General features: G+C 69.6%; 19 protein-coding genes. 11 read left to right on the top strand and 8 right to left on the bottom strand.

Going from position 1 to position 21802, the window contains the following annotated elements; all coding sequences use genetic code 11:
* Positions 1–37: 37 nt before the first annotated feature.
* Together ACWJI7_RS13215 and ACWJI7_RS13220 are read left to right on the top strand one after the other, a co-directional pair.
* Positions 38–1231, top strand: a complete 1194-nt coding sequence (locus ACWJI7_RS13215) for a glycosyltransferase family 2 protein (protein WP_479938560.1) — start codon at positions 38–40, stop codon at positions 1229–1231.
* Between the two features lie 4 nt (positions 1232–1235).
* Positions 1236–2030 (top strand): uroporphyrinogen-III synthase, encoded by a 795-nt coding sequence (locus ACWJI7_RS13220; RefSeq protein WP_479938562.1) that lies wholly within the window; start codon positions 1236–1238, stop codon positions 2028–2030.
* 11 nt (positions 2031–2041) lie between these two features.
* On the opposite strand, the gene ACWJI7_RS13225 is transcribed toward ACWJI7_RS13220, so the two are convergent.
* From ACWJI7_RS13225 to zds, 3 genes are read right to left on the bottom strand one after another with little or no spacing between them, the layout of a single operon-like run.
* On the bottom strand, positions 2042–2593 hold the full coding sequence (locus tag ACWJI7_RS13225) for a hypothetical protein (RefSeq protein ID WP_479938564.1): 552 nt from the start codon (positions 2591–2593) through the stop codon (positions 2042–2044).
* Positions 2594–2598: 5 nt separating this feature from the next.
* Positions 2599–3045, bottom strand: a complete 447-nt coding sequence (locus ACWJI7_RS13230) for an SRPBCC family protein (protein ID WP_479938566.1) — start codon at positions 3043–3045, stop codon at positions 2599–2601.
* A 5-nt stretch (positions 3046–3050) separates the two neighbouring features.
* Positions 3051–4535: a 9,9'-di-cis-zeta-carotene desaturase gene (zds, locus tag ACWJI7_RS13235; protein ID WP_479938588.1), complete on the bottom strand. Its 1485-nt coding sequence runs from the start codon at positions 4533–4535 to the stop codon at positions 3051–3053.
* A 121-nt stretch (positions 4536–4656) separates the two neighbouring features.
* Here zds and ACWJI7_RS13240 point away from each other — a divergent pair, with 121 nt between their 5' ends.
* The 4 genes from ACWJI7_RS13240 (at position 4657) to ACWJI7_RS13255 (ending at position 7131) form a co-directional block, all read left to right on the top strand.
* Positions 4657–5109, top strand: coding sequence for a HesB/IscA family protein (locus ACWJI7_RS13240; RefSeq protein WP_479938568.1), 453 nt, complete (start codon positions 4657–4659; stop codon positions 5107–5109).
* A gap of 87 nt (positions 5110–5196) precedes the next feature.
* Positions 5197–5625, top strand: coding sequence for a hypothetical protein (locus ACWJI7_RS13245; protein ID WP_479938570.1), 429 nt, complete (start codon positions 5197–5199; stop codon positions 5623–5625).
* Positions 5622–6854 (top strand): lipid-A-disaccharide synthase-related protein, encoded by a 1233-nt coding sequence (locus tag ACWJI7_RS13250; protein WP_479938572.1) that lies wholly within the window; start codon positions 5622–5624, stop codon positions 6852–6854. The genes ACWJI7_RS13245 and ACWJI7_RS13250 overlap by 4 nt, the downstream gene beginning before the upstream one ends.
* Positions 6847–7131 carry a hypothetical protein gene (locus ACWJI7_RS13255; RefSeq protein ID WP_479938574.1) on the top strand — a complete coding sequence of 95 codons (285 nt, stop codon included), beginning with the start codon at positions 6847–6849 and terminating at the stop codon, positions 7129–7131. The genes ACWJI7_RS13250 and ACWJI7_RS13255 overlap by 8 nt, the downstream gene beginning before the upstream one ends.
* On the opposite strand, the gene ACWJI7_RS13260 is transcribed toward ACWJI7_RS13255, so the two are convergent.
* Positions 7067–8005: a TIGR01777 family oxidoreductase gene (locus ACWJI7_RS13260; RefSeq protein WP_479938589.1), complete on the bottom strand. Its 939-nt coding sequence runs from the start codon at positions 8003–8005 to the stop codon at positions 7067–7069. The genes ACWJI7_RS13255 and ACWJI7_RS13260 overlap by 65 nt on opposite strands.
* Before the next feature lie 30 nt (positions 8006–8035).
* On the bottom strand, positions 8036–9292 hold the full coding sequence (locus ACWJI7_RS13265) for a cation:proton antiporter domain-containing protein (RefSeq protein WP_479938576.1): 1257 nt from the start codon (positions 9290–9292) through the stop codon (positions 8036–8038).
* Between the two features lie 54 nt (positions 9293–9346).
* Here ACWJI7_RS13265 and ndhO point away from each other — a divergent pair, with 54 nt between their 5' ends.
* Positions 9347–9598: an NAD(P)H-quinone oxidoreductase subunit O gene (ndhO, locus tag ACWJI7_RS13270; RefSeq protein ID WP_479938577.1), complete on the top strand. Its 252-nt coding sequence runs from the start codon at positions 9347–9349 to the stop codon at positions 9596–9598.
* A 15-nt stretch (positions 9599–9613) separates the two neighbouring features.
* Here ndhO and ACWJI7_RS13275 read toward each other — a convergent pair whose 3' ends face one another.
* From ACWJI7_RS13275 to ACWJI7_RS13285, 3 genes are all read right to left on the bottom strand, one after another.
* Positions 9614–10288 carry a J domain-containing protein gene (locus ACWJI7_RS13275; RefSeq protein WP_479938579.1) on the bottom strand — a complete coding sequence of 225 codons (675 nt, stop codon included), beginning with the start codon at positions 10286–10288 and terminating at the stop codon, positions 9614–9616.
* Positions 10289–10431: 143 nt separating this feature from the next.
* Positions 10432–12117, bottom strand: a complete 1686-nt coding sequence (locus ACWJI7_RS13280) for an iron uptake porin (RefSeq protein WP_479938581.1) — start codon at positions 12115–12117, stop codon at positions 10432–10434.
* A 311-nt stretch (positions 12118–12428) separates the two neighbouring features.
* On the bottom strand, positions 12429–14087 hold the full coding sequence (locus tag ACWJI7_RS13285; protein WP_479938582.1) for an iron uptake porin: 1659 nt from the start codon (positions 14085–14087) through the stop codon (positions 12429–12431).
* Between the two features lie 299 nt (positions 14088–14386).
* On the opposite strand from ACWJI7_RS13285, the gene ACWJI7_RS13290 reads away from it, so the two are divergent.
* Genes ACWJI7_RS13290 through ACWJI7_RS13305 form a run of 4 tightly spaced genes read left to right on the top strand, consistent with a single transcriptional unit; the run spans position 14387 to position 21227 of the window.
* Positions 14387–16330 (top strand): glycosyltransferase family 39 protein, encoded by a 1944-nt coding sequence (locus tag ACWJI7_RS13290; protein ID WP_479938584.1) that lies wholly within the window; start codon positions 14387–14389, stop codon positions 16328–16330.
* 58 nt (positions 16331–16388) lie between these two features.
* Positions 16389–17900: an ArnT family glycosyltransferase gene (locus tag ACWJI7_RS13295; RefSeq protein WP_479938585.1), complete on the top strand. Its 1512-nt coding sequence runs from the start codon at positions 16389–16391 to the stop codon at positions 17898–17900.
* A 26-nt stretch (positions 17901–17926) separates the two neighbouring features.
* Positions 17927–19597, top strand: a complete 1671-nt coding sequence (locus ACWJI7_RS13300; protein WP_479938586.1) for a phospholipid carrier-dependent glycosyltransferase — start codon at positions 17927–17929, stop codon at positions 19595–19597.
* On the top strand, positions 19587–21227 hold the full coding sequence (locus ACWJI7_RS13305; RefSeq protein ID WP_479938587.1) for a DUF2079 domain-containing protein: 1641 nt from the start codon (positions 19587–19589) through the stop codon (positions 21225–21227). The genes ACWJI7_RS13300 and ACWJI7_RS13305 overlap by 11 nt, the downstream gene beginning before the upstream one ends.
* Positions 21228–21802 lie beyond the last annotated feature (575 nt).

Consider the following 21802-nt stretch of genomic DNA (forward strand, 5'->3'; position numbering starts at 1 on the left):
GGGCGACCTAGCCTCGCTCAGCGTCGGGGCCGGCCCCATGCTCAGCCTGTCGATGATCGTCAAGGACGAGGCCGCCCGGCTGGGCCGCTGCCTCGACTCCGTGCGGGGCTTTGCCGACGAACTCTCCGTGGTGGACACCGGATCGAGTGACGACACGATCGCTGTGGCGGAGCGCCATGGCGCCCGGGTGCATCGGATGCCCTGGCCCGGGGATTTTGCTCCGGCCCGCAACCAGGCTCTGCAGTGGGTCCGGGGCGACTGGGTGCTTGTGCTCGATGCCGATGAGACCCTGCGTCCGGAGGCGCGGGAGCCGCTGCGGGCGCTGATGGCGCAGCCCGACACCGTGCTGATCACGCTGCTGCGCTTCGAACTGGGGGCCCGGCAGTCGCCCTACTCCTGCGTCAGCCGCCTGTTCCGGCGCCATCCCGCCATCCACTGGAGCCGGCCTTACCACGCGATGGTCGATGACAGCGTCACCGCTCTGCTGGAGGCCGAACCCCACTGGAGCGTGGTGGACTGCCCCGAACCGGCTCTGCTCCATGAGGGCTACGGCCCCGAGCTGCTCGCGGCGGGGGACAAGGCCGCGCGCCTCCGACGGGCGATGGAACAGGAGCTGGCAGCCCATCCGGGCGACCCCTACGCCACCGCCAAGCTCGGCGGCCTGGAGATCAGCGAAGGCAACCGGGAGCGGGGCCTGGCCCTGCTGCATGAGGGCCTGGCCCACTGCCCGGAGCGGGCCCATCCGCAGCGCTTCGAGCTGCTGCTGCATCTGGCCATCGCCAAGGCCACAACGGACGCCGATCGAGCCGAGGCCTGCTACCGCGAGGCGCTCTCCCTGCCGGTGCCGCCCCGGGTCGCCCTGGCGGCACAGCTGAATCTGGCCGCCCTGCTGCTACGGCGGGGAGAGCACCGGGAAGCGCGCGAGCTCTGCGAGGCCGTGACCCGCACCGCGCCGGAGGTGGCGCTGGGCTGGTACAACCTCGGCCTGATCCGCCGGCGCCAGGGGGACATCGCGGGGGCCCTGGCGGCCTACGCAGCGGCACTGGAGCGGGCTCCCGACCAGGCCGACACCCACCAGAGCCTGGCGGTGGCCCAGCTGATGGGTGGCCACATCGACGCCGCGCGGACCAGCTTCCGGCGGGCCATCACCCTGCTCCGGCGGCAGGGGCGCCTTGAGGAGGCCGAGGGACTGCGCCGTCAGGCCGGCGCCCTGGTGCGGCTGGAGGCCTGAGACGATGGCCATCCTGCAGGATCGCCGGGTGGCGGTCACCCGCGCCGAAACCCAGCTGAGCGAAACGCGGACCCTGTTCGAGCGGGCCGGCGCCGTGGTGCTCGATCTGCCCGCCCTGGTGATCGCCCCCCCGGACGCCTGGGGCCCCCTCGACGATGCCCTGGCCGACCTCGACGACTTCCACTGGCTGATTTTCTCGAGCGGCAACGGCGTCGATGCGGTGGAGGAGCGGCTGGGCCGGATCGGCCGCAATCTGGGCGGGCGGCCCCGGAGCCTGAAGATCGCGGCGGTGGGCCGCAAGACGGCCGCCCGGCTGGCGGCGCTGGGGGCCCCGCCGGATTTCATTCCGCCCCATTTCGTGGCCGACAGCCTGATCGAGCACTTTCCCGTCTCGGGCTGGGGGCTGCGCCTGCTGCTGCCGCGGGTGCAGAGCGGCGGACGCACCCTGCTGGCCGAAGCCTTCGCCGCGGCCGGCGCCCGGGTCGTGGAGGTGGCCGCCTATGAATCGCGCTGCCCGGCCCATCTGCCCCTCTCCACCGCCGCCGCCCTGCGGGACGGCCGGGTGGATGCCATCACCTTCAGCAGCGGCAAGACGGTCCGCCACACGGCCCTGTTGCTCGAGCGGGACCTCGGGACGGACTGGGCCGCGCGGCTGGAGCACGTGGCGATGGTGTCGATCGGACCGCAGACGAGTGCCGTCTGCCGGGAGGTGCTGGGGCGGGTCGACGCGGAGGCGGATCCCCACGATCTGGAGGGCCTGGTGCAGGCCTGTGGGCGGGCCCTGGCGGGCAGAGCCTGAGCCCGATGCCCTTACAGGTCCAGGCTCAACGAGCGAGCCCGCTCCTGGCCCTGGCGGCTCACCAGGGTCAACCGCCCCCGCTGCACATCGATGGCGGCGACGCGCCAGTTGCCCGGCAGCAGGTCGGTGGAGCGTCCACCCGTGTCACCCACTGCGACCGAACCGCCCTGGTTGCCGAACTCGACCAGGGCAAGTGGTCGTCCGCCGCTGCTCATCACGCCGCTGAAGCGGAACCCTTCCGGCAGGGCGAGGGGTGTGCCGTCGGTTCGCGCCGCCGCGGGCTCCCCCACCGCCACCGGGGTGAGGGGAGCGAAGGGATCGAGGCGCCCCGGCGGCATGGCCGCCTCCACCTGCTGGGGACTCGGCAGGGGGGTGAAGCCGGCCGGGGCCGGGGCGGCGGAGGCAGACCGCGTCAGGCGGGGGGCGGGGGCCGCCGGCGGTGGTGCCGCAGGAGCCGGCTGGGCCCCGCTGTCGGCGGGAGGAGATCCGCCGCAGGCCCCCAGCAGCGCTAGCAGGGCCGGGGCCAGAGCCAGCCGGAACCAGGGGCGGGGGGGCAGCGGCATGGGCGTCAGGACGGGACGGGCTCGGATTCGACCAGATCCCGGAACCGGTCCAGGTTGGCCTGGAGTTCCCGGGTGACGATGCCCCCCAGGATGGAGGGTTCCATCAGCGGCGCAAGGGCCCCGGGGAGCTCGTAGCTGACCGTGAGCCGGACCACGGTCAGCTCCGGGGTCTGGGTGTAGAAGCGCACAGCTCCCCGGGTGGGGAGCCCGCCCACCGACTCCCAGTGCAGCTGCTGGGCCTCCACCCGCTGGGTGATGCGCGCCTTCCAGTGGAAGCGGAATCCCTGGGCGGAAAGGGTCCAGTCGGTGAGGTCGGGATCCTCCAGGGTGGTCACCGACTCGATCCAGCGCATCCAGCGCGGCATCGCCTCCAGATCGCTCCACACCTGCCAGACCCGATCGACCGGAGCATCGATCTCCGTGGTGACGCTGTGTTCCAGCCAACGACCCATGACGATCAGGCCACCGCCGTGTTCATGGCCAGGCACGCCGGCTCCTCCAGGATTGCCGCCGCCGCCAGCCGGCCGCTCATGGTGGCGCCCTCCATGGAATCGATGTAGTCCTGGCGGGTGTAGCTGCCGGCCAGGAAGAAATTACTCACGGGTGTGCGCTGCTCGGGACGGTACGGCTCCATTCCGGGGGCCTCCCGGTAGAGCGACTGGGCCAGTTTGACCACGTTGCTCCAGAGCAGGGACAGGTCCCGTGCCGATGGAAACAGTTCCCGCACCTGGGCGTCCACGGCCGCGACGATCGCCTCGGTCTTCATCGGGATCCAGCGATCGCCGGGTGTGAGCACGCATTGCAGCAGGGAGCCCTGGCCTTCGCGGCGGTAATCCTCGGGACTGGCCAGGGCGAGATCGGCAAAACAGCTGAAGTCCGCGTCGGCGGTGTAGAGCAGATTGTTGAGTCCACAGGGCCTGGAGGGATCGCGGCGGGCGGCGGCCTGGGCCTCCCCCTCCCCCAGCTCGGTCACCCAGCCGTCGTAGCGGAGCTGCACGGTGGCCACGGGCACGGCCTCCAGGCGGTAGATGTGCTCGAACTGGTCATAGCGGCGCCAGGCCGGCGGCAGCAGCCGCTGGATGCCCGGCACGTCGCAGGCGGCCAGGTAGGCGTCGGCCTCCACCAGGATCTCGCCCTCGGGAGTGCCCAGGCGCAGGCCGGTGATGCGGGGGGAGCGGGCGGCGGCACCGGTCTCCTCGTAGAGCACCTCGCTGACCCGGTGGCGCAGATGCAGGCGGGCCCCGCGCGCTTCGATGTACTCGAGAATGGGCTGGTGCAGCCAGCGATGGGGGGAGCCCTTGAGCAGGTTCAGCTTGGAGGCCTCGGTCCTGGAGGCGAACATCAGGAAGATGGTCAGCATGCAGCGGGCGGAGATCGCCTCGCAGTCGATGAAGCCGAGGGCATAGGCGATCGGATCCCACATCCGCTCAATGCTGCGGCGACTGCCCCCGTGTGCGAGGAACCAGTCCTGGAAACTCATCCGGTCGAGAGCACGGATCACCTCCATCGCCCCGTCCGGATCCACCAGCCCCCGCACGATCGGGCTGGTGCCCAGGGCCAGGGCATTGCGGAATTTGTCGATGCCGTCGAGCTGGGAAGTGGTGAAGAACGCCTTGAGGCCATTGAAGGGAGCCCCGACCGGGAAGCGGAAATCCAGCTCGCGCAGGTCCCCGCCCCGGTTCACGAACAGGTGGGTGTGGTCCTTCGGCAGCAGATTCCCGAAGGCCCCCACCTTGCGCATCAGGGCGAACAGGTTGGCGTAATTGAAGAAGAAGACATGCAGACCCATCTCGATGTGGTTGCCACCGCTGTCGACCCAGCTGCCCACCTTGCCCCCCACGAAGGGCCGGGCCTCATAGAGATCGACCCGGTGCCCCGCCTCACAGAGGTCAACCGCAGCGGACAGTCCGGCCAGCCCCGCACCCACGATGGCGACGCGCACCCTTGATTCCCACAGGTGCGACGACTCTATGGAGCCGCCCCGTCCGTCGGTGATGCGTCGGATCCTGAGCTCCCTCCATAGAGTGGTCGCACGCATCGATCGGACGTCCGCAGGTCCTCCCATGAGCAGCAGCCCCCTGACCGCAACCCCGCCGGCGGCGACGCCCCAGCCCGCCCCTCCGCAGACCGGGACCCCACCGGCCGTGGCCACCCACACCGGTCGGGACGGCAAGGGCATCCTGATCACCGAGCCCGCCATGCGCCAGTTGGGCGCCCTGATGCATCAGCCGGGTCAGGAGACCATCCTGCGCGTTGGTGTGCGCTCCGGAGGCTGCAGTGGCATGAGCTACACCATGGACTTCGTGGAGGCCGCCGCCATCCGCGACGACGACGAGCAGTACGTCTACGAACCGGAGGGGACACCCAGCTTCCGGGTGGTCTGCGATCCCAAGAGCCTGCTTTACATCTACGGCATGCAGCTGGATTTCAGTGCTGCGCTGATCGGCGGTGGCTTCAACTTCACCAATCCGAACGCCAGCCAGACCTGTGGCTGCGGCAGTTCCTTCGCGGTCTGAGCGTCTGGTCACCCGTGAACGCTCCAAGCGGCCCCAGCAGGGGTTCCTTGGCGTGGGAATCTGAGCACACTCCGACCCGCCGCGCCGATGACGGCCACCACCGAGTCCGCTGAATCCCTCTTCGATCAGGCCATCCGCCGCTATCAGGATGGCGCCCCGGCCGCGGACGTGCTCGATGACTTCCTGACGATCACGGCCCAGGCCCCGCGACTCTCGGCCGGCTGGACCTGCCTGGCCTGGCTGCAGCTGCTGGTGGATCAGCCGGAGCCGGCCCTGCGTTCGGCGCGGACGGCGGTGAGGCTCAACCCCCAGGACCCCCAGTCACGGCTGAATCTCAGCCTGGCCATGCTCGACACCGGCGCCAAGGGCGTGCGGGAGCATATCGACGTGGTACTCCGGATCACCGCCCTGGCCCCTGATCTGGCCACCGAACTGAACGAATCGATCGCCGATGGTCTCAGGCGGCGACCGGGCTGGGCGGCCCTGGAGAAAGTGAAGGCCTGGCTGCAGGGGTGAGCCGCAGCGCAGCGGAAGGGAACTCCCCGCGGCGGCGGAGGGTCCTGCTGCTCAGCAACGGGCATGGCGAGGATCTCAGCGGCGGCCTGATCGGGCAGGAGCTGGGGGCCCTCGGTGTCGAAGTGGCCGCCCTGCCCCTGGTGGGGCACGGCACCGCCTACCGGCTGGCGGGCGTGACGGTGCTCGGCCGCACCCAGGAGTTCAGCACCGGCGGCCTGGGCTACACGAGTCTGCTGGGGCGGCTGACCGAACTGGTCCAGGGACAGGTGATCTACCTGCTCAGGCGGCTGCTTCTGTTTCTGCGGGAAGCCCCCCGGGCCGATCTGGTGGTGGTGATCGGCGACGTGATCCCCGTGCTCGCGGCCTGGTGCAGCGGGCGGCCGGTGATCACCTATCTGGTGGCCTACTCCAGCCACTATGAGGGGCGCCTGCGCCTTCCCTGGCCCTGTGGCCCCTGCCTGGCCAGCGGGCGGTTCCGCCGGGTGTTCAGCCGCGACGCCTTCACCGCCACTGACCTGAGCTCCCAGCTGGGGCGTGAGGTCACCTTTCTCGGCAATCCCTTTCTGGATCGGGCCCTGGAGCCCGCCGATCGCCTCGAGGCCGCCACCCCGTCTCGCCCCGACAGCCAGTGCCTGGGGCTGCTCCCGGGCAGCCGCCTGCCGGAAGCCCTGCGCAACCTGGAGCTGATGCTTCAGGTGCTGGCACGGTTGCCCGCTCCCCTGCGGGCCCGGGAGCGGCTGGGACTCCATGCCGCCCTGGTGCGCGACCTGGAGCCCTCCCAGCTGGCTCGCCTGGCCGCGCCCCACGGCTGGGCCCTCACGGAGGGGCGGCTGCGGCGGGGGGGCCTGGAGCTCCAGCTCCACTGGGGCCGCTTCCCGGCCGTGGTGCAGCAGGCCGACCTGCTGCTGTCCATGACCGGCACGGCGGCGGAGCAGGCGGTGGGACTCGGCAAGCCGGTGCTCCAGCTGGTGGGTTTCGGCCCCCAGTTCACGGGCCGGTTCGCCGAGGCCCAGCGCCGGCTGCTGGGCCCGTCACTGGCGTGCGCCCCAGGGGAACCGGGCTCGGAGCTCAGTCTCACCGGCACGGCGGAGCTGCTGGCCTCCCTGTTGAACGAGCGGGGGCGGGAGGAGCGGAAGGACCGGTGCCGCCGCAACGGACTGGAGCGGATCGGCGGGCCCGGAGGAGCCGGCAGGATGGCCCAGCAGATCCTGCAGGTGCTTGATGGCTGAGGTCCCCGCCCCGTCCCTTCCGCAACGGCTGAAGCGCTGGATCGATGCCGTGCTGGTCGCCGATGTCTTTCTGGTGATCGGGGGTGCCGTCTGGTTCGCCCTGGCGGTGGGGCTGCACAGTCAGCACGTGGAAGCGCCGCTGCGGCTGCTCCAGCGGCTGTGGGAGCCCCTGTTCACCCCGGCGATCTCCCTGCTGATGGGCGCCGCCGTGCTCAGTGGGGTCCTGGGCTGGTGGCAGCGGCGAGGGCGGCGGGCAGATTCGGGTAGCGGAAGCTGAAACGCCGGGCGAGCAGGCGTTCCGGGAGCACCTGTTGGCCCTCCAGCACCACCGAGGCCCCATCCCCCAGCAGCAGCTGCAGCAAGGGAGCCGGAACCGGCAGGAGGCTGGGCCGGTGGAGCGCTCGCCCGAGGGCCGCCGCGAACACCCCCATCGAGACCGGTTCGGGGGTCACGGCGTTGTAGACCCCCGCGTAGGAGGGATCCTCCAGGGCCGCGAGGATCAAGGCGCAGAGGTCGGTGCGATGGATCCAGCTCATCCACTGTCGGCCTGAGCCGATCGGTCCGCCGAACCCGGCCCGGAAGACGGGCAGCATCTTCCCCAGGGCGCCGCCATCGGGGCCCAGAACGATGCCGATGCGGAGCTTCACCACCCGGCAGAGATCCGCCGCCTGATCGGCGGCGGCCTCCCAGCCCTGGCAGAGCCGGCCCAGCACATCGGCGGCCGCCGGCGAGGTTTCGGTGAACGGGCCGCCGAGGCCCGTGCCGTAGTAGCCGACGGCGGAGCCACTCACGAGCACCGCGGGTCGTGTCGGATCGAGACCGCCGATCGCCTCAGCCAGCAGGCGGGTGGTGTCCAGCCGGCTGTCGATCAGGCGCCGCACCTGCTCCGGCGTCCAGCGGGACTCGGCGATGGGCTCTCCGGCCAGATTGACCACCCCCTCCGCAGAGGCCAGGGCTTCGCGCAGATCGGGCCGCGACCAGCAGCCGGGGGCGGCCGGATCGGCCTGGAGCCGCTGCAGGCCGGCGTGATCCAGACCCGCCAGTGGAGCGGCGCTCCGGCTGACCACGGTGCAGCGGTGGCCCCGCCCCAGCAGGGTCGGCACCAGCTCACGCCCGACGAAGCCGGTGCACCCCAGCAGCAGCAAGCGCACGGCCACGGTCCCCAGAGGAAGGAATCGAGACTAAGGGGCGCTGCCCTCGGGGGAGGGGTCGGCTGCCGGAGGCAGGGTCAGGCCCAGCCGCCGGGCCAGGGGCACCAGGGCGAAACCCTGGACGAGCAGACCCAGCAGCACCACCCCGAGCGACAGGGGAGGCATCTCCACGCCCCAGGGCACTGGACTGGCCGCCGCCTGGATCGCCATGGCGATCGGAACGGCCCCGCGCAGGCCTGAGAGGGTCACGAACGTTTTGTCGGGCTGGCTGAACTGGGATCCTGTCAGGAGCGTCTGCACCATCAGCCAACGCACCACCTGCAGGGCGAACAACAGCATCAGACACCAGCCGAAGGCCTCCACCACCCCGCTGGGCTCCACCACCAGCCCCATGCAGAGGAAGAGCAGCAATTCGGCCATCTTGGCGAAGCCGGCGTGGGCCTCCACCAGCTCGGAGCGCTCCGAGCCGGCGCCGGTGCCCACCACCAGGCCGGCGATGTAGGCCGCCAGCAGACCGCTGCCGCCCAGGAGCTGGGTGACCCCGACCAACAGCATCAGTTCCGCCAGGCTCATCACCACCAGCAGCGAGGGGGTGCAGCGGCGCCGGTGGTGCGCGAGCAGCAACTGGGCCAGGCTTCCCCCCACAAACCCCAGCAGCGCGCCGAGCAGAAACTGGCGCAACACGTCGATCACCAGCTCCGACGGGGTGGAGGTGGCTCCTCCCGCCATGGCCAGCGCCACACCCGAGAGCACCACCGCCACCGGATCATTGAGGCCCGACTCCGCCTCGATCAGATGCATGAGCCGGGGCGGCAGGGTGCCCATCAGCGGCCGCAGCACCACCAGCACCGCGGAGGCATCGGTGCTGCAGACCATGGCCCCGATGAACAGGGCCAGCGGCAGGCTGGTGGGGATCGAGCCGCCCGGAACGTGCTCCCCGAGCGCCACCAGAGCCGCCACCAGCAGAGCCGTCATCACGGAGCCGGCGGTGGCCAGCCGGATGGATGGCTTGAGCACCGAGCGCACCTTGTCCCAGCTGGTGGTCAGCCCGCCGAAGAACAGCACCAGCACCAGGGCCACCTGGGCGAGCTCGTCGGCGTGGATGAGGCTCAGCAGGGGAGGGGGCTGGCCGGGCAGGGCATCGAGGTTGTTGTCGGTGAGGAGCCCCAGCAGGAGCACGAGCAAGATGCCGGGCAGCTTGAGCCGGGAGGCGATGTCATCCAGCAGCACGGCGGCGAGCAACAGGGCGCCGAACATCGCCACCATCAAGGACAGGCTGGTGCTCACGACGCCTCTTCAACGGCCCGTGGTTCTAGCCTGAGCTGACCACGGACGCCCATCATGGCCGACCCCACGGAGGCTCCCGCCGCACCACCGCTCGCCCCTTCGCTGAAGAAAGGCAGCCTGGTGAAGGTGAATCGGGCCGCCTACACCGGCAGCCTCGAGGCGGCCGCCAGCGATCCCTCCCCTCCGGCCTACCTGTTCGAAGGTCCCGGCGAGGTGCTGAGCATCAAGGGGGACTATGCCCAGCTGCGCTGGCGCCTGCCGGTTCCGGATGTCTGGTTGCGGCTCGATCAGCTCGAAGCCTGCTGACCGGGGTTCACCGGCTCAGAGATCCAGGCGGCGGCGCTCGGCCTGCAGCTGGCGGCGCCGCCTGGTTGCTTCGCGCAGCATCTCCCGACCGTCGTGGAGGTAGCTGTCCACATACCCCAGCGTGTAGCGCTCGCATTCGATCAGGGCGTCCTGCACGAGGCTGAGGCAGTGATACAGATCCAGGCCGAACCCACCGGCAGAGGGGGGACAGGGCTGGGAGCGATAGAGCCCGATCACGGTCTCGAGTCGGGCCTTGCTCTGGTCGAGGTAGGCCACGAACGCCTCCATCAGCCGGTCGTCGTAGGGATCGGCGGCCAGGGCGCGGAGCTGGCTTGGAAAGGGATTGATCACCTGAGCCAGCCGTCGATCGATCGGCGCGTAGACCTGTCGCAACCAGCCCTGCAGCTCCCCATCGCGGGCGGGACCCTCCGGGCGCGGGGAGGTCAGCGGCGTGGGATGGCCGGGCCGGGAGCTGATCGGTGAGCGTGTCCTGTCGTAGCGCCGGCGTTTGTCGCCATCCCCGAGCACATCCCAGGCGGCGTTGAGCTGCAGGATCAGCCGGTGGTCACCGCCGGCATCGGGGTGATGCTGCTTGACCAGAGTGCGATACGCCGCCTTGATCTCCGCCGGACTGGCCGATGGAACCACCCCCAGCACGGCATAGAAGTCGGTGCCGGCGAAGGAAACCATCGGCTGGCGGCAGGGCGGCCGCCCCCATTCTCGCAGCTCCCACCCCGGGCCCGCAGCAGCGGGCCCGGGGTGGGAGGCCATGAAAAAGCCCCCCGGAGGGGGGGCTGGGAAGGGGTGTGAGGAGAGGGTTCCGGCTCTGGGAATCAGAACTTGAAGGTGGTCTGAACCAGCCAGCCGAAGATATTGAAGGTGCTGTCAGTTCCCGTCTGCTGGCCGAGGGGACGGCTCAGATAGAAGACCGAAGGGGTCACGGAGATGTTGTCCGAGACCTGGAACTTGTACCACCACTCCCAGACGTAGTTGCCGTCCTGTGGGGTAGTGCTGCCGTTCGGATCGCTGCCGCGGGTGAGGGCAGTGGCGAAGGTGGGCTGGCCCACCGCCATGCCGGCCGAGTTGCCCTTGGCGAACACATCAGTCCACTGCAGACCGGCGAACCAGCTCTGGCTTTCGCTCACATAGGGCTGAACGAAATCCAGTCCGTTGGCCTGGGTCTCATTGCCGGAGAGGCTGTTGTATCCCCAGCCCAGGCTGATCGAGGGAAGCCAGCCGCTGTCCTTGGGCTGCCAGTAGCCGCTCACCGCCACGCTGTTCGATTCGCCATTGGCGAGGAACCAGCTGTTGGAGGCCACGAAGTTGGTGCCGCGGCGGAAGTTGGACCCCTGCTGCCCGTAGCGGTAGGCGGTGGACAGGCCCCACTGGGGTGCGGTGTAGGCCAACTGCGCGAGCACACTGGCCCGGGAACAATCCGTGCCGATGCCGCCTTCACTGGAGGAGCAGTTGAAGGCGTTGCCATCAAAGGCTTGGCCGTTGTTTCCCACCGGAGAGACATAGCTGGCTGAGACGCTGAACCGCCCCTTGCCCTTTTCAACCTTCTGCCTCCAAATGGCCCCGAACATCGAACCGGTGGCCTTGTTGTAGACGCCGGGGGCGCCATGCAACGCGAAGACGTCGAGAATGCGATCACCTTTCCCACTGCCATACACCGTGGGTGAAGCACCGAGAGCCTCGGTGTTCCGGGCCTTGGCACCCAGGATGAAGGTGAACTGATCACCGACCGGGAAGCGGTAGTAGAGACGGTCGATCCCGACCGAATCAGATCCACCGAAACCATTGCTGGCGATGTCGAGGGCGGTCAGGTTGACTCCGCGCCCTGCAAAGGCATTGTCGAAGTTACCCGTTCTCAGGCGGGTGAACAGCAGATCCTTGCCGGTGAAGCTGGTGGAAAGATTCAGCCGGAGATCATAGTTGAAGGTGGTGGCGCCATACTCAGCATTATATTTCGAAGCCGCATCCTTGCCGACGAAATCAGGGTTGGCACTGAAAACGCCGACGCCGGAGCGATCCCCACCGGCATTGACGGCACCCAGCACGAAGGTGGCTTGACCCTTGAGGGTGGTGGTGGTGGAGAACTGGGTGGCCTCCAGCTCACCCACCTTGGCTTCGAGGTTGTCGACCCGGCCCCGCAGGATGGCGAGTTCCTTCTCGAATTCCTTGAGCAGGCGGCGCAGCTCGTCGGTCACTTCGGTGATCCGGTCGAGGCAGGCGTTGAGCAGGGCGGCGGCTTCCCAGCGGCTCAGCGGCTTCTTGCCACGGAAAGTGCCATCGGGGTAGCCGGCGACGCAGCCATAGCGCTCGATCAGGTTCGAAAGCGCCTGGTAGGCCCACTCGGTGGGCTGCACGTCGGAGAACTGGGTGATGCTGGTCACCTGAGCTTTCTTGCCGGCGTACTGATTGATGCCGTCAAGATTGAGATCGGCAGCAGACGCAGCCATGGGGGCCATCAGCCCAAGTGCGGCTGGAGCCAGCAACAGTTGCTGGAACGGTTTCATGAAATCCTCACACCAATTGAGGGAAGGCCCATGGAATGGGCACTGCAGGATTGTATCGGTCAGCAGATGTCACATGTTCAACCCAGAGCACCATCCAATGTAGTGAAGACAACATCGGATCGGGTCTGATGGCAGGCTTGCGGGCCGAAGTGGCGGGCCCATCGCAGCAAAGACCCACACAAAAAAGCCATGGCCTGAGCCATGGCTTTTGGGTAAGACATCGCTGAAGAGGATTTCAGCGATGCCTCAGGATTCCATCAGCAGATCAACGTGTGAGGAAAGGAATCTGCTGGATGGCTGCGATCAACCGATCAGAACTTGAAGGTGGTCTTGACCAGACCACCGAAGTTGTTGAAGGTTTCGTCGCTGTCGGCTTTCTGGAACTGGCCCAGAGGAACACTCAGGTAGAAGATCGCCGGGGTCACGCTGATGTTGTCGGTGACCTGGAACTTGTACCACCACTCCCAGGCGTAGTTGCCGTCGTTGGGGGAGAGCAGATCGTCATCACCCGAGCCGGTCAGGAAGGTGGCCTGACCAACGGCCATACCGGCCGCATTGCCCTTGATGAACACGTCGGTCCACTGCAGACCCACGTACCAGGACTGGGTCGTGGCCCCGTCGATGGCACTTTCCAGAGCCCCGGCGGAGCTGCTGCTGGCGCTGTGGGAGTTGAGACCCCAGCCGGTGCTGATCGAGGGGATCCAACCGGAGTTGGAGGGTTGCCAGTAGGCACTGATGCCCACGGAGTTCACGCTGTCCGACAGGGCATAGCCCAGGTTGGCCAGGGGAGTGCCGTTACCGCCGTAGAGGCCGGCCAGACCACCCTGAGGGGAGGTGTAGGTGTAGGCCGCAGCGAGACCGAAGTTCTCGTTGCTCCAGGCGATCTGGGCGGTACCCGTCTGGGCCGAGGACTCGTTGCCGATGCCGCCTGGGTTGGCGAAGTTCTCGTTGGGGCTGCCGTTGTTGCCGTTAGCGGCCACGTAGTTGGCACTGATGCTGAAGCCGCCGCTCTGCCACCAGAGGCCACCACCGGAACCGAGGGTCAGGGGGTAGGCGCCGGGGGCGCCGCCATAGGTGAAGATGTCGAGAACGGTGTCAGCCGGGTAGACGCTCGGCCAGAAGGCGAGCATGTCGTCCTGACGGACCTTGCCACCGATCGTGGCGGTGAAGCTCTTGCCCAGGGGGAACTGGTAGAAGAGGCGGTTGACTTCAACCGAGTCGGCACCGGAGGCACCCTCGAAGGCCACCTCAAAGGCGTTCAGGCCCACGAGGTTGTTGGGGTTGGCGGCACCCCAGGGGCTGGAGGAGTAGTTACCGGCCCGCAGACGGGTACGGAGCAGGTCCTTGCCGGTGAAGCTGGTGTCGAGGTAGAGGTCGAGGTTGTAGTTGAAGGCGACGGCACCCTGCTGGGCCGCGGCCGTGTCAGAAAACTTCGGATTGAGGCTGTCGGGGATGCCGCTGTTCTGGTTGAACGGACGGGCGGAACCGCCGAAGCTGTTGCCACCGATCGTGAAGGTGGCGACACCGCGGAGCTTGGTGGTGGTGGAGAACTGGTTGGCCTCCAGCTCACCCACCTTGGCTTCGAGGTTGTCGACCCGGCCCCGCAGGATGGCGAGTTCCTTCTCGAATTCCTTGAGCAGGCGGCGCAGCTCGTCGGTCACTTCGGTGATCCGGTCGAGGCAGGCGTTGAGCAGGGCGGCGGCTTCCCAGCGGCTCAGCGGCTTCTTGCCACGGAAAGTGCCATCGGGGTAGCCGGCGACGCAGCCATAGCGCTCGATCAGGTTCGAAAGCGCCTGGTAGGCCCACTCGGTGGGCTGCACGTCGGAGAACTGGGTGATGCTGGTGACCTGTTCCTCGGAATCGGCGTACTGATTGATGCCTTCCAGGTTGAGCTCGGAGGCGGACACGGCCATGGGGGCCAGCAGTCCGAGAGCAGCAGGTGCAACCAGCAGTTGCTGGAAGAGTTTCATGGGATCCTCACACGAGATGGCGCAATGCGCCAACCAGAAGAATCACCCCCCCACCCCTCCAAGACCAGCGGGGTTGTGACAGAACGCACAACGTCCGCAGAACCCCTGCTGGTTCAGACTCGCTCCGCCCCGGCCCTGAGGCTCTGAACAGCGTTCCGGATCGTCGCGCCGAGCGTCCCTGGCCCTGGTGGCTCGCCCTGGCGGCGATCTGGCTGACAGGCACCCTGGCCGACCGGATCTGGCTCGGGCTCGACCAGCGACTTCCGGGCTGGGACCAGGCCGATTACCTCAACAGCGCGGTGGACCATGGCCGTGCCCTGGGGCTGCTGAGCGGAGGGGGCTGGCAGGGCTGGGAGGCGCTGCTCGATCTGTCTCCGAAGATCCCACCCCTGGCCAGCCTGGTGAACGGCAGCGTCATGGCCCTGGCCGGGGACAGTCCGGATCAGGCCAGCTGGGCGCTGGCGCTCTGGCAGGCGTTGCTGCTGGCCGCGGTGGCGCTCTGGGGGCGTCAGCTGGTCTCCCCCGGTTTCGGCCTGCTGGCGGCACTGCTCACCACGCTCACCCCCGCCCTGGCGGCCCTGCGGGTGGATTTCAGCCTGGACCTCCCCCTTACCGCCACGGCCGCGCTGGCGCTCTGGCTGCTGGGTCGCTGGCAGGCGCCCGACCGCCACGGCGGAGGCACCTGGCCACGGGCGATCGTCGCGGCCCTGGCCGTGGCGGCCGCCGTGCTGGTCAAGCAGAGCGCGCTGCTGGTGCTGCTGGCCCCCTGTCTCTGGGCCGCCGCCCAGGGCCTGGGGCAGCGGCGACGGCGGCTCCAGGTGCTGGCGGCCCTCGCCCTGGTGATCGGCCTGAGCCTGCCCTGGCTGCGGCACAACTGGATCACCACGATCGGTGGCACGAACCGGGCCGTGAACGAATCGGCCGCCCGGGAAGGGGATCCCAACCCCCTGAGTCTGGCCAGCCTGCTCTGGTACCCGGCAATCTGGCGGGAGCAGCTCGGCGTGGTGCTTCCGGCGCCGGCCCTGGCGGGAGCGGTGGTCGGCGCCGTCACAGCTCGGTGGCGCCTCCAGGGCGCCCCAGCCGGCGCCGGGACCCCCTACGGGTGGGGCTGGCTGATCGGCTGCGCCCTCAGCGGCTGGCTGCTCACCACCTTGAGCCCCAACAAGGATCCCCGGTACATCAGCCCGGTGTTGCCGCTGGTGGTGCTGCTGCTGGCCCGGGGCTGGTGGATCCTGCTGGAGTGGATTCGGCGCCGCTGGGGGGGGCGGGCCGGCCTGGCCCTGCTGGGGGCGGGCCTGATCGGGACCGCCGCCGCCACGGCCTCCGCCCGGGCCGAGCAGCTGAAGCGGGAGCCGCCGTTTCCGATGGCGGAGGTGATCGGCGAGCTGCGACGGCACCAGGGCGAGGAGCCCACCACGGTGATCGTGATCCCCACCACCGTCGAGGTGAATCAGAGCAATGTCACCGTCTTCGGTCGCCGCAACGGCGGCCGGATCGTGGGCCGCGAAAGCGGCAAACGGGAGGAGGAACACCCGCTGGTGCTGCAGGAGGCCGAGTGGGTGCTGCTGGCCAGCCGTGATCAGGGCACCCGCCGCAAGGTGTCCCGCCGGCTCAGCCGCCAGGTCCGCCGGGACGGGCGCTTCGAGCGGGTCCGCAGCTGGCCCTGGAGCGAGGATCGGCGCATCGAGCTGTGGCGGCGCCGGGCCGACGCCCCGCTTCCCCAGCGGTTCGACCGGCGCTTCATCGCCCTGGCCCGGGGGATGGAGCGGGGGCCGGAGGGGCTGGCGGCGGTGTTTGAGGCCGTCGGCACCGAGCACCAGCTCGATGGCCATTTCCTCTACCAGCCGCGGGTGGAGACGTGGGCCATGCGGCAGCTGCGCTCCGACCCGGACGACCGCGATGCCCTCTGGAGTCTCGCCCTGCTGGGGGTGGTGCGGAACCGACCGATGGACGCGGATCGCTGGTTCGCCCGGCTGGAGGTCCTGGAGCCGACCAATCCCTGGCCGGGGGCCTACCGGTCGGTCGTGCTGCTCGCGGACTGGCGGGTGGGCCAGGCGGCGGGGGTGGCCGCCGCCGCGGAGCAGCGGCATCCGGACCCGGTGCTCCTGGCCCTGGCCGATCTGGCCGGAGGCCTGAGCGGCCAGCTGGGCCGCCTGGGCTCCCTGCGCCGTTCCCTGCCGGAGGCGGTCGACGCCGTGCGTGAGGCCCTGGCCACTCCGCCCCCGCCCCCACCCCCTCGGTAATCTCCTGACCCATGCCGGCGTGCCCCTGATGCCGCCTGCCCAAGGCACCGCTCCAGCCATGGCGTCCATCCCCGGGCCCGGCCATCGCCTGCCGCTCTGGCTGCCCCTGCTGATCGGCGCGGGCCTGCGGCTGGTTCACATCCAGGCCCCGATCCTGGGGATCCACAGCTGGCGCCAGGCCGACACGGCGGCCATGGCGCGCAATTTCGCCGAGCAGGGCATGCGCTTCTGGATGCCCCAGATCGACTGGGGCGGCGCGGGCCACGGCGTGGTGGAAGCGGAGTTCCCCCTCTATCCCTATGGAGTGGCCCTGCTGTACCGGCTGTTCGGGGTGCACGAGTGGCTGGCCCGCGGACTCTCGGTGCTCTGCAGCCTGCTCACCATCGCGCTGGTGATCGCCATCGGTCGGCAGCTGGTGGGGGAGCGGGCGGGCTGGTGGGGGGGCCTGTTCTATGCGGTGCTGCCGATCCCGGTGTTCTACGGACGCACCGTGCAACCGGAGGCCTGCCTGATGCTGCTCGCGGCCCTCGCTCTGGATCGGTTCCTCCGCTGGCAGGACACGGGACGCCCCCGTGACCTGCTGGTGGCCTGGCTGGCCTTCTGTGGGGCCTGCCTGATCAAAGTGCTTCCCCTCCTCTGGCTCGGGCTGCCCCTCTTCTGGCTCTGGGGCCAGCAGCGCCGCTGGCGGATCCTGCGCCACCCCGGCACCTGGGTGGTGCCGCTGGCGGCGGCGGCCGTCACGGCCGCCTGGTACTGGCACGCCCATCGGCTGGGGGTCAGCAGCGGACACAGCTTCGGCTTCTGGGGCGGCCAGGCCAACCGCTACAGCTGGAGCGCCCTGGTCGGTGTCTCCTACTGGAGCGAGCTGGCGCTGCGGGTGGCGGTGCGGAATCTGGCAGTGCTGGGGGTTCCCCTGCTGGTGCTTGGTCTCTGGCCGGCCCGGGCCGGTTCCGGAGCGGCGGTGGAGCCGCGGGTGCGGGTGCTGCCCCTCGGGCTGGCCTCCGTGCTGGCGGCCGGCGCCCTGGCCCCCGAATCAAGCGCCGTCCACGAGTACTACCAGCTGCCCCTGATGCTGTTCGCCGCTCCGCTGCTGGGCCAGGGGTGGGTGCGGCTGCGGCGGGGCGCCTGGCGGCGGGGCGCCTGGGCCCTGCTGAGCCTCCTGCTGCTGGTCAGTCTCACGGTTCTGGGCGTCGACTACTGGAGCCGGGAGCGGATCGCCGGCTCCCCCACCTGGGAGCTCGCCCAGCACATCCGCGCCGCCACTCCCCGCGGGGCGCGGGTGGTGCTGATGACCGGCAGAGACCCCACCGCGCTCTATCTGGCCGACCGCAAGGGCTGGCTGGTGTCCCCCGAAGGCCTGCTCGAAGCGGATCCCGCCCAGTGGCGGGACCGGGGGGCCGAGGCCCTGGCCGGGAGCTTCGCCGTGATCGAGAGTTATGGCTCCTTCCCCGACGGGGGCCGCAAGGATCGTCTTCGCCGCTGGCTGTGCGCGCAACCGGCGGGTTGCCAGAGCGGGACGTCCTTCGTCCTCCCTCTGGCGGCGCCGGCGGCGAGCCGACCGGCAGGCTGAAGGCCCAGCCCTGGAGACCCCGCCCGATGCCCACCTCCCCGGGTCCCCCCCCCTGGCGACCGCTGCTGGCCCTCTGGGGCCTGGCCCTGGTGCTGGCCCTGGCCGGCCTGGGCAACGTGTCCCTGCGGGACTGGGATGAGGGCATCGTGGCCCGGGTGGCTCTGGAGATTTCCCAGCGCGGTCTTCCCCAGGGTCTGCTGCCCACGATCTGGGGCGAGGCGTACCTGAACAAGCCGCCGGGCCTTCACCTGCTGATCGCCGGCACGATCGGCCTCTGGCGCCAGCTCAGCCAGGCCCCGGCCACCGCCCTGCCACCCGAGTGGGTGGTGCGGCTGGCACCGGCGGTGCTCTCGTCGGCGGTGGTGCCCCTGGCTGGTCTGGTGCAGTGGCAGCTCAGGCCCGGCCAGAGGACGGCGTCGGAAGCCACCGCCCTGATCCTGCTCACCCTGCTGCCGGTCGTCCGGCACGGGAGGCTGGCCATGCTGGACGGGGCCCAGCTGAGCGCCATGGCCCTGCTGTGGTGGGGACTCCTGCACAGCCGCGGGGCCAGGGGCGCCGGCAGCGGCGGGCTGCTCGCCGGGCTGGCGGGCAGCGTTCTGCTGCTGCTGAAGGCCCCGATGCTGGTGCCCACGCTGCTGGCCGGACTGTTGGGCCTCGGCCTCGATCCGACGCCGGGACGCCGCCGCTGGTGGGTCCTCTCGGGCGCCGTGCTGGCGGGCCTCCTGCCGGGGCTGGCCTGGCACGGCTATCACGCGCTCAGGCGCGGTCAGGGGGCCCTCTGGCTCTGGGGAGGGGACGGGATCACCCGGGTGCTGCTGGACGCCGGGGAAGGCAGTCGCCTGGGCTGGCGCGTGCCCGTGCTCGAGATGCTGGAAGGTGGCTGGCCCTGGCTGCCTCTCTGGCCGATCGCCATCGGAATGGCCTGGCGGCAGCGCGATCGGGCCTGGGGCCGCTGGTGCCTGGTGCTGCAACTGGTGATCGCGGCCTCGATCCTGCCCCTGCGCACCCAGCTGCCCTGGTACAGCCATCCGCTCTGGCTGCCCTTCGCCCTGCTCTGCGCTGTTCCCGTCGCCGGCCTGCTTCGTCCGGACCGCAGCGGGGGCCTGCTGGGCCGGCTTCCCTGGTTCTGGGTCGCGCTGGGGGCGGCGCTGCTGGGAGCCTCCCTGGTGGCCGGGGCGGGGGGAGCGAGCCGGCTCGCTCCCTTCGGCTTCCTGCTGGTGCCGGGAGGACTCGGGCTGCTGCTCGGGGGTTGGCTGCTGGCGCGAGCGGGACAGGGGGCGCGGCGGAGCGGTCTGCTGGTGCTGGCGGGCGGGTGGGCCCTCTCCCTGCTGCTGCTGGTCACCGGTCCGCTCTGGAACTGGGAACTGAACGAGCGCTGGTCCGTACTGCCGCCCGCCGCCCTGGCCCGGAGTGCGCTGCCGCCCGGCGGGGGGGCGGCCGTTCCGGTGTATCTGGAGGGCGATGCCGCCCAGAGGCCCTCCCTGGGCTGGTATGCCGGACGGAAGATCCACCGACTCCCCGACCGGCCGGAGAGCAGGATCAACGGACCGTTCGATCTGCTCCTGAGGGCCGGCGACCCACCAGCACGGATACTGCTTCGCGACGGTTCACTCTGTCGACTGGAGGTGCTCGGTGATCAGGACTGGCAACGCTGGCGATGCAGGGTCGGCGGAGCGGATCGAGCCGGTGAGGGCTGAACGGGAGGAGAGGGCCAGCCACCGGGCGGTGCTGGTGGCCGCCACCGTCTTCGCCGTGACGGGGCTGGCCCTGCAGTGGTGGCGCCTGGAGGTGCTCTCCGCCTCCTACGACCAGGGCATCTTTCTCCAGGTGATGTGGAACGGGCTGCGGGGGCATCCCTTCGAGAGCACGCTCTCCTCCCAGCTCTCCACCAACGTGGTGCATGCCGATCAGCTTCCTGCCCTCGGGTACCACCGCCTCGGCCAGCACTTCACGCCGGCCCTGCTGCTCTGGATGCCGCTGGTGGCCGTGGCCGGGGCCTGGGCCCTGCCGCTGGTGCAGGTGGGCCTGATGACCGCCGCCGGCCTGGCGCTTCACAGCCTGGCGTTGAAGCAGGTCGGCCAGCCCCGGCTGGCCGCCTTCCTCGCCTGTTCCTACTTCGGAGCCAACGCGGTGCTGGGACCCACCTGGGGGAACTTCACCGACCTCTGCCAGCTGCCCCTGGCCTTCTTTCTGCTGCTGCTGGCCCTTGAGCGGCGGAGCTGGTGGCTGGTGGCCCTGATGGCCCTGCTGCTCCCGATGATCCGGGAGGACACCGGGGTGCTGCTGGCGGGCGTGGCGCTCTGGATGCTGATTCGGCGGCGGGAGCTGTGGCCGCTGGCCCTGGCCCTGGGTGTGGTGGGTCTCGGCTGGGTGCTGGTGGTGACCAACCTGCTGATGCCCCTGTTCAGCGAGGACAACGCCCGGCGCTTCATGGTCGAGAACTTCGGCCAGTTCCTGGGCGGGGACGAGAAGGCCAGCAGCCTTGACGTGCTGGGCAGGATCCTGGCCCAGCCCACGGCCCTGCTGGGCGAGGTGCTGCATGAACCGGGAGAAACCATCCGCTATCTCCTGGCTCAGGGTCTGCCCCTGCTGTTCGTTCCACTGATCTCTCTGGACAGCTGGCTGCTGATGGGCCTCCCCTTCCTGGGGCTGTTACTGGCACGGGGGAAACCGTCGCCCTTCTCGATCAACGTGCGCTACGCCCTGCTGGTGGTTCCCGGCCTGTTCGCGGGGGCGGTGCTGTGGTGGCAGACCCACCCGCTGGCCTTCGGTGGGCGCCGGCTGCGGGCCTTCTGGGTCGGGGCGATCGTGCTCTCCCTGCTGTTCACGATCGGCAGCAATCCGAACCGCAGCCTCTCCTTCGTGATTCCCGACAGCGTGACCCCATGGATCCATACCTCTCCGGTGCGCCTCTGGCAGCACGGACGGGCGGCACGCCGGGTGCTGGCCGCCGTCCCGGCCGAAGCCAGCGTGGCGGCCAGCACCCCGCTGGTCCCGCTGCTGGCCCAGCGGGAGGTGCTGGTCCGGTTCCCCCGCAGCTGGCGCTACCTCGACCGGCAGGAGCAGGCCCGAGCTGTGGACTGGCTGGCGGCGGATCTTGAGATCCTGAGCCGGCATCTGAGCGTCTCCCGGGGCGACCGCGTCGAGCTGGCCCTCAGCCTGGACAGGGTGGATGAGCTCTCGGGTACCTACGGCATGGTGGCGCTCGAGGATGGGGTCCTGCTGCTGCAGCGGGGTGCATCCGATGATCCGGCCGTACGCCGCACCTGGGCGGACCAGCGCAGCCAGCTGGAGGCGGAACTGGCACGATTTCCCCAGCCCGGTTGATCGGCGCTCGAGCCATCTGGGGACCCCACAAATGACAAGCCGGAACGTTTCCGATTTGTCGCGGCATGCACAGTCCACGCAAACACCCAGCCTGAATGATTCGATTCAGCCTGAATGATTCAGCCTGAATCATTCAGAACGATGCCCCCGGAATCACCACGAGGATGACGCCGGGGGCTCTCGCCGGGTCCGCATGGACGCGGAACCGCATGACATCGGGTTCAACTGCCTGAGATCAGACGGCGTACTCCGCAATCGGCAGACCCTGCATGGAACAACTGTGACTCACGGGCACCTCCTCCTCGGGGGACATGGCCAGCCGACGATGCATTCGGGCCGATGGCCGAAACCTTCGAGCCCACATCATTGCTGACGGGACGATTCATGATAAGCCCTCTCCGGTCGGACTGCTGGCCAGACCGGGGAGGCAACACCCCATGAAAAAGCACCTCCCGAGGGAGATGCCGTGATCGAAGGCAGGGAGGCTCGGGCCTCCCTCATAATTCAGAGAGCGTTACCCCGGGGCAGAACCTCTTCAGGGAAGACGAAGTTTTCATGCGGCTGGTCAGCCGGTG

Source organism: Cryptocyanus atlanticus LEGE 06306 (genome assembly GCF_056633155.1).

Excerpts from the sequence above, each read along its gene's own strand:
- ACWJI7_RS13295 (WP_479938585.1), top strand. The coding sequence starts at position 16,389 with ATGGCGTCCATCCCCGGGCCCGGCCATCGCCTGCCGCTCTGGCTGCCC.
- ACWJI7_RS13230 (WP_479938566.1), bottom strand. The coding sequence starts at position 3,045 with ATGGGTCGTTGGCTGGAACACAGCGTCACCACGGAGATCGATGCTCCG.
- ACWJI7_RS13300 (WP_479938586.1), top strand. The coding sequence starts at position 17,927 with ATGCCCACCTCCCCGGGTCCCCCCCCCTGGCGACCGCTGCTGGCCCTC.
- ACWJI7_RS13225 (WP_479938564.1), bottom strand. The coding sequence starts at position 2,593 with ATGCCGCTGCCCCCCCGCCCCTGGTTCCGGCTGGCTCTGGCCCCGGCC.
- ACWJI7_RS13215 (WP_479938560.1), top strand. The coding sequence starts at position 38 with ATGCTCAGCCTGTCGATGATCGTCAAGGACGAGGCCGCCCGGCTGGGC.
- ACWJI7_RS13280 (WP_479938581.1), bottom strand. The coding sequence starts at position 12,117 with ATGAAACCGTTCCAGCAACTGTTGCTGGCTCCAGCCGCACTTGGGCTG.
- ACWJI7_RS13220 (WP_479938562.1), top strand. The coding sequence starts at position 1,236 with ATGGCCATCCTGCAGGATCGCCGGGTGGCGGTCACCCGCGCCGAAACC.
- ACWJI7_RS13240 (WP_479938568.1), top strand. The coding sequence starts at position 4,657 with ATGAGCAGCAGCCCCCTGACCGCAACCCCGCCGGCGGCGACGCCCCAG.
- ACWJI7_RS13255 (WP_479938574.1), top strand. The coding sequence starts at position 6,847 with ATGGCTGAGGTCCCCGCCCCGTCCCTTCCGCAACGGCTGAAGCGCTGG.
- ndhO (WP_479938577.1), top strand. The coding sequence starts at position 9,347 with ATGGCCGACCCCACGGAGGCTCCCGCCGCACCACCGCTCGCCCCTTCG.
- ACWJI7_RS13275 (WP_479938579.1), bottom strand. The coding sequence starts at position 10,288 with ATGGTTTCCTTCGCCGGCACCGACTTCTATGCCGTGCTGGGGGTGGTT.
- ACWJI7_RS13285 (WP_479938582.1), bottom strand. The coding sequence starts at position 14,087 with ATGAAACTCTTCCAGCAACTGCTGGTTGCACCTGCTGCTCTCGGACTG.
- ACWJI7_RS13245 (WP_479938570.1), top strand. The coding sequence starts at position 5,197 with ATGACGGCCACCACCGAGTCCGCTGAATCCCTCTTCGATCAGGCCATC.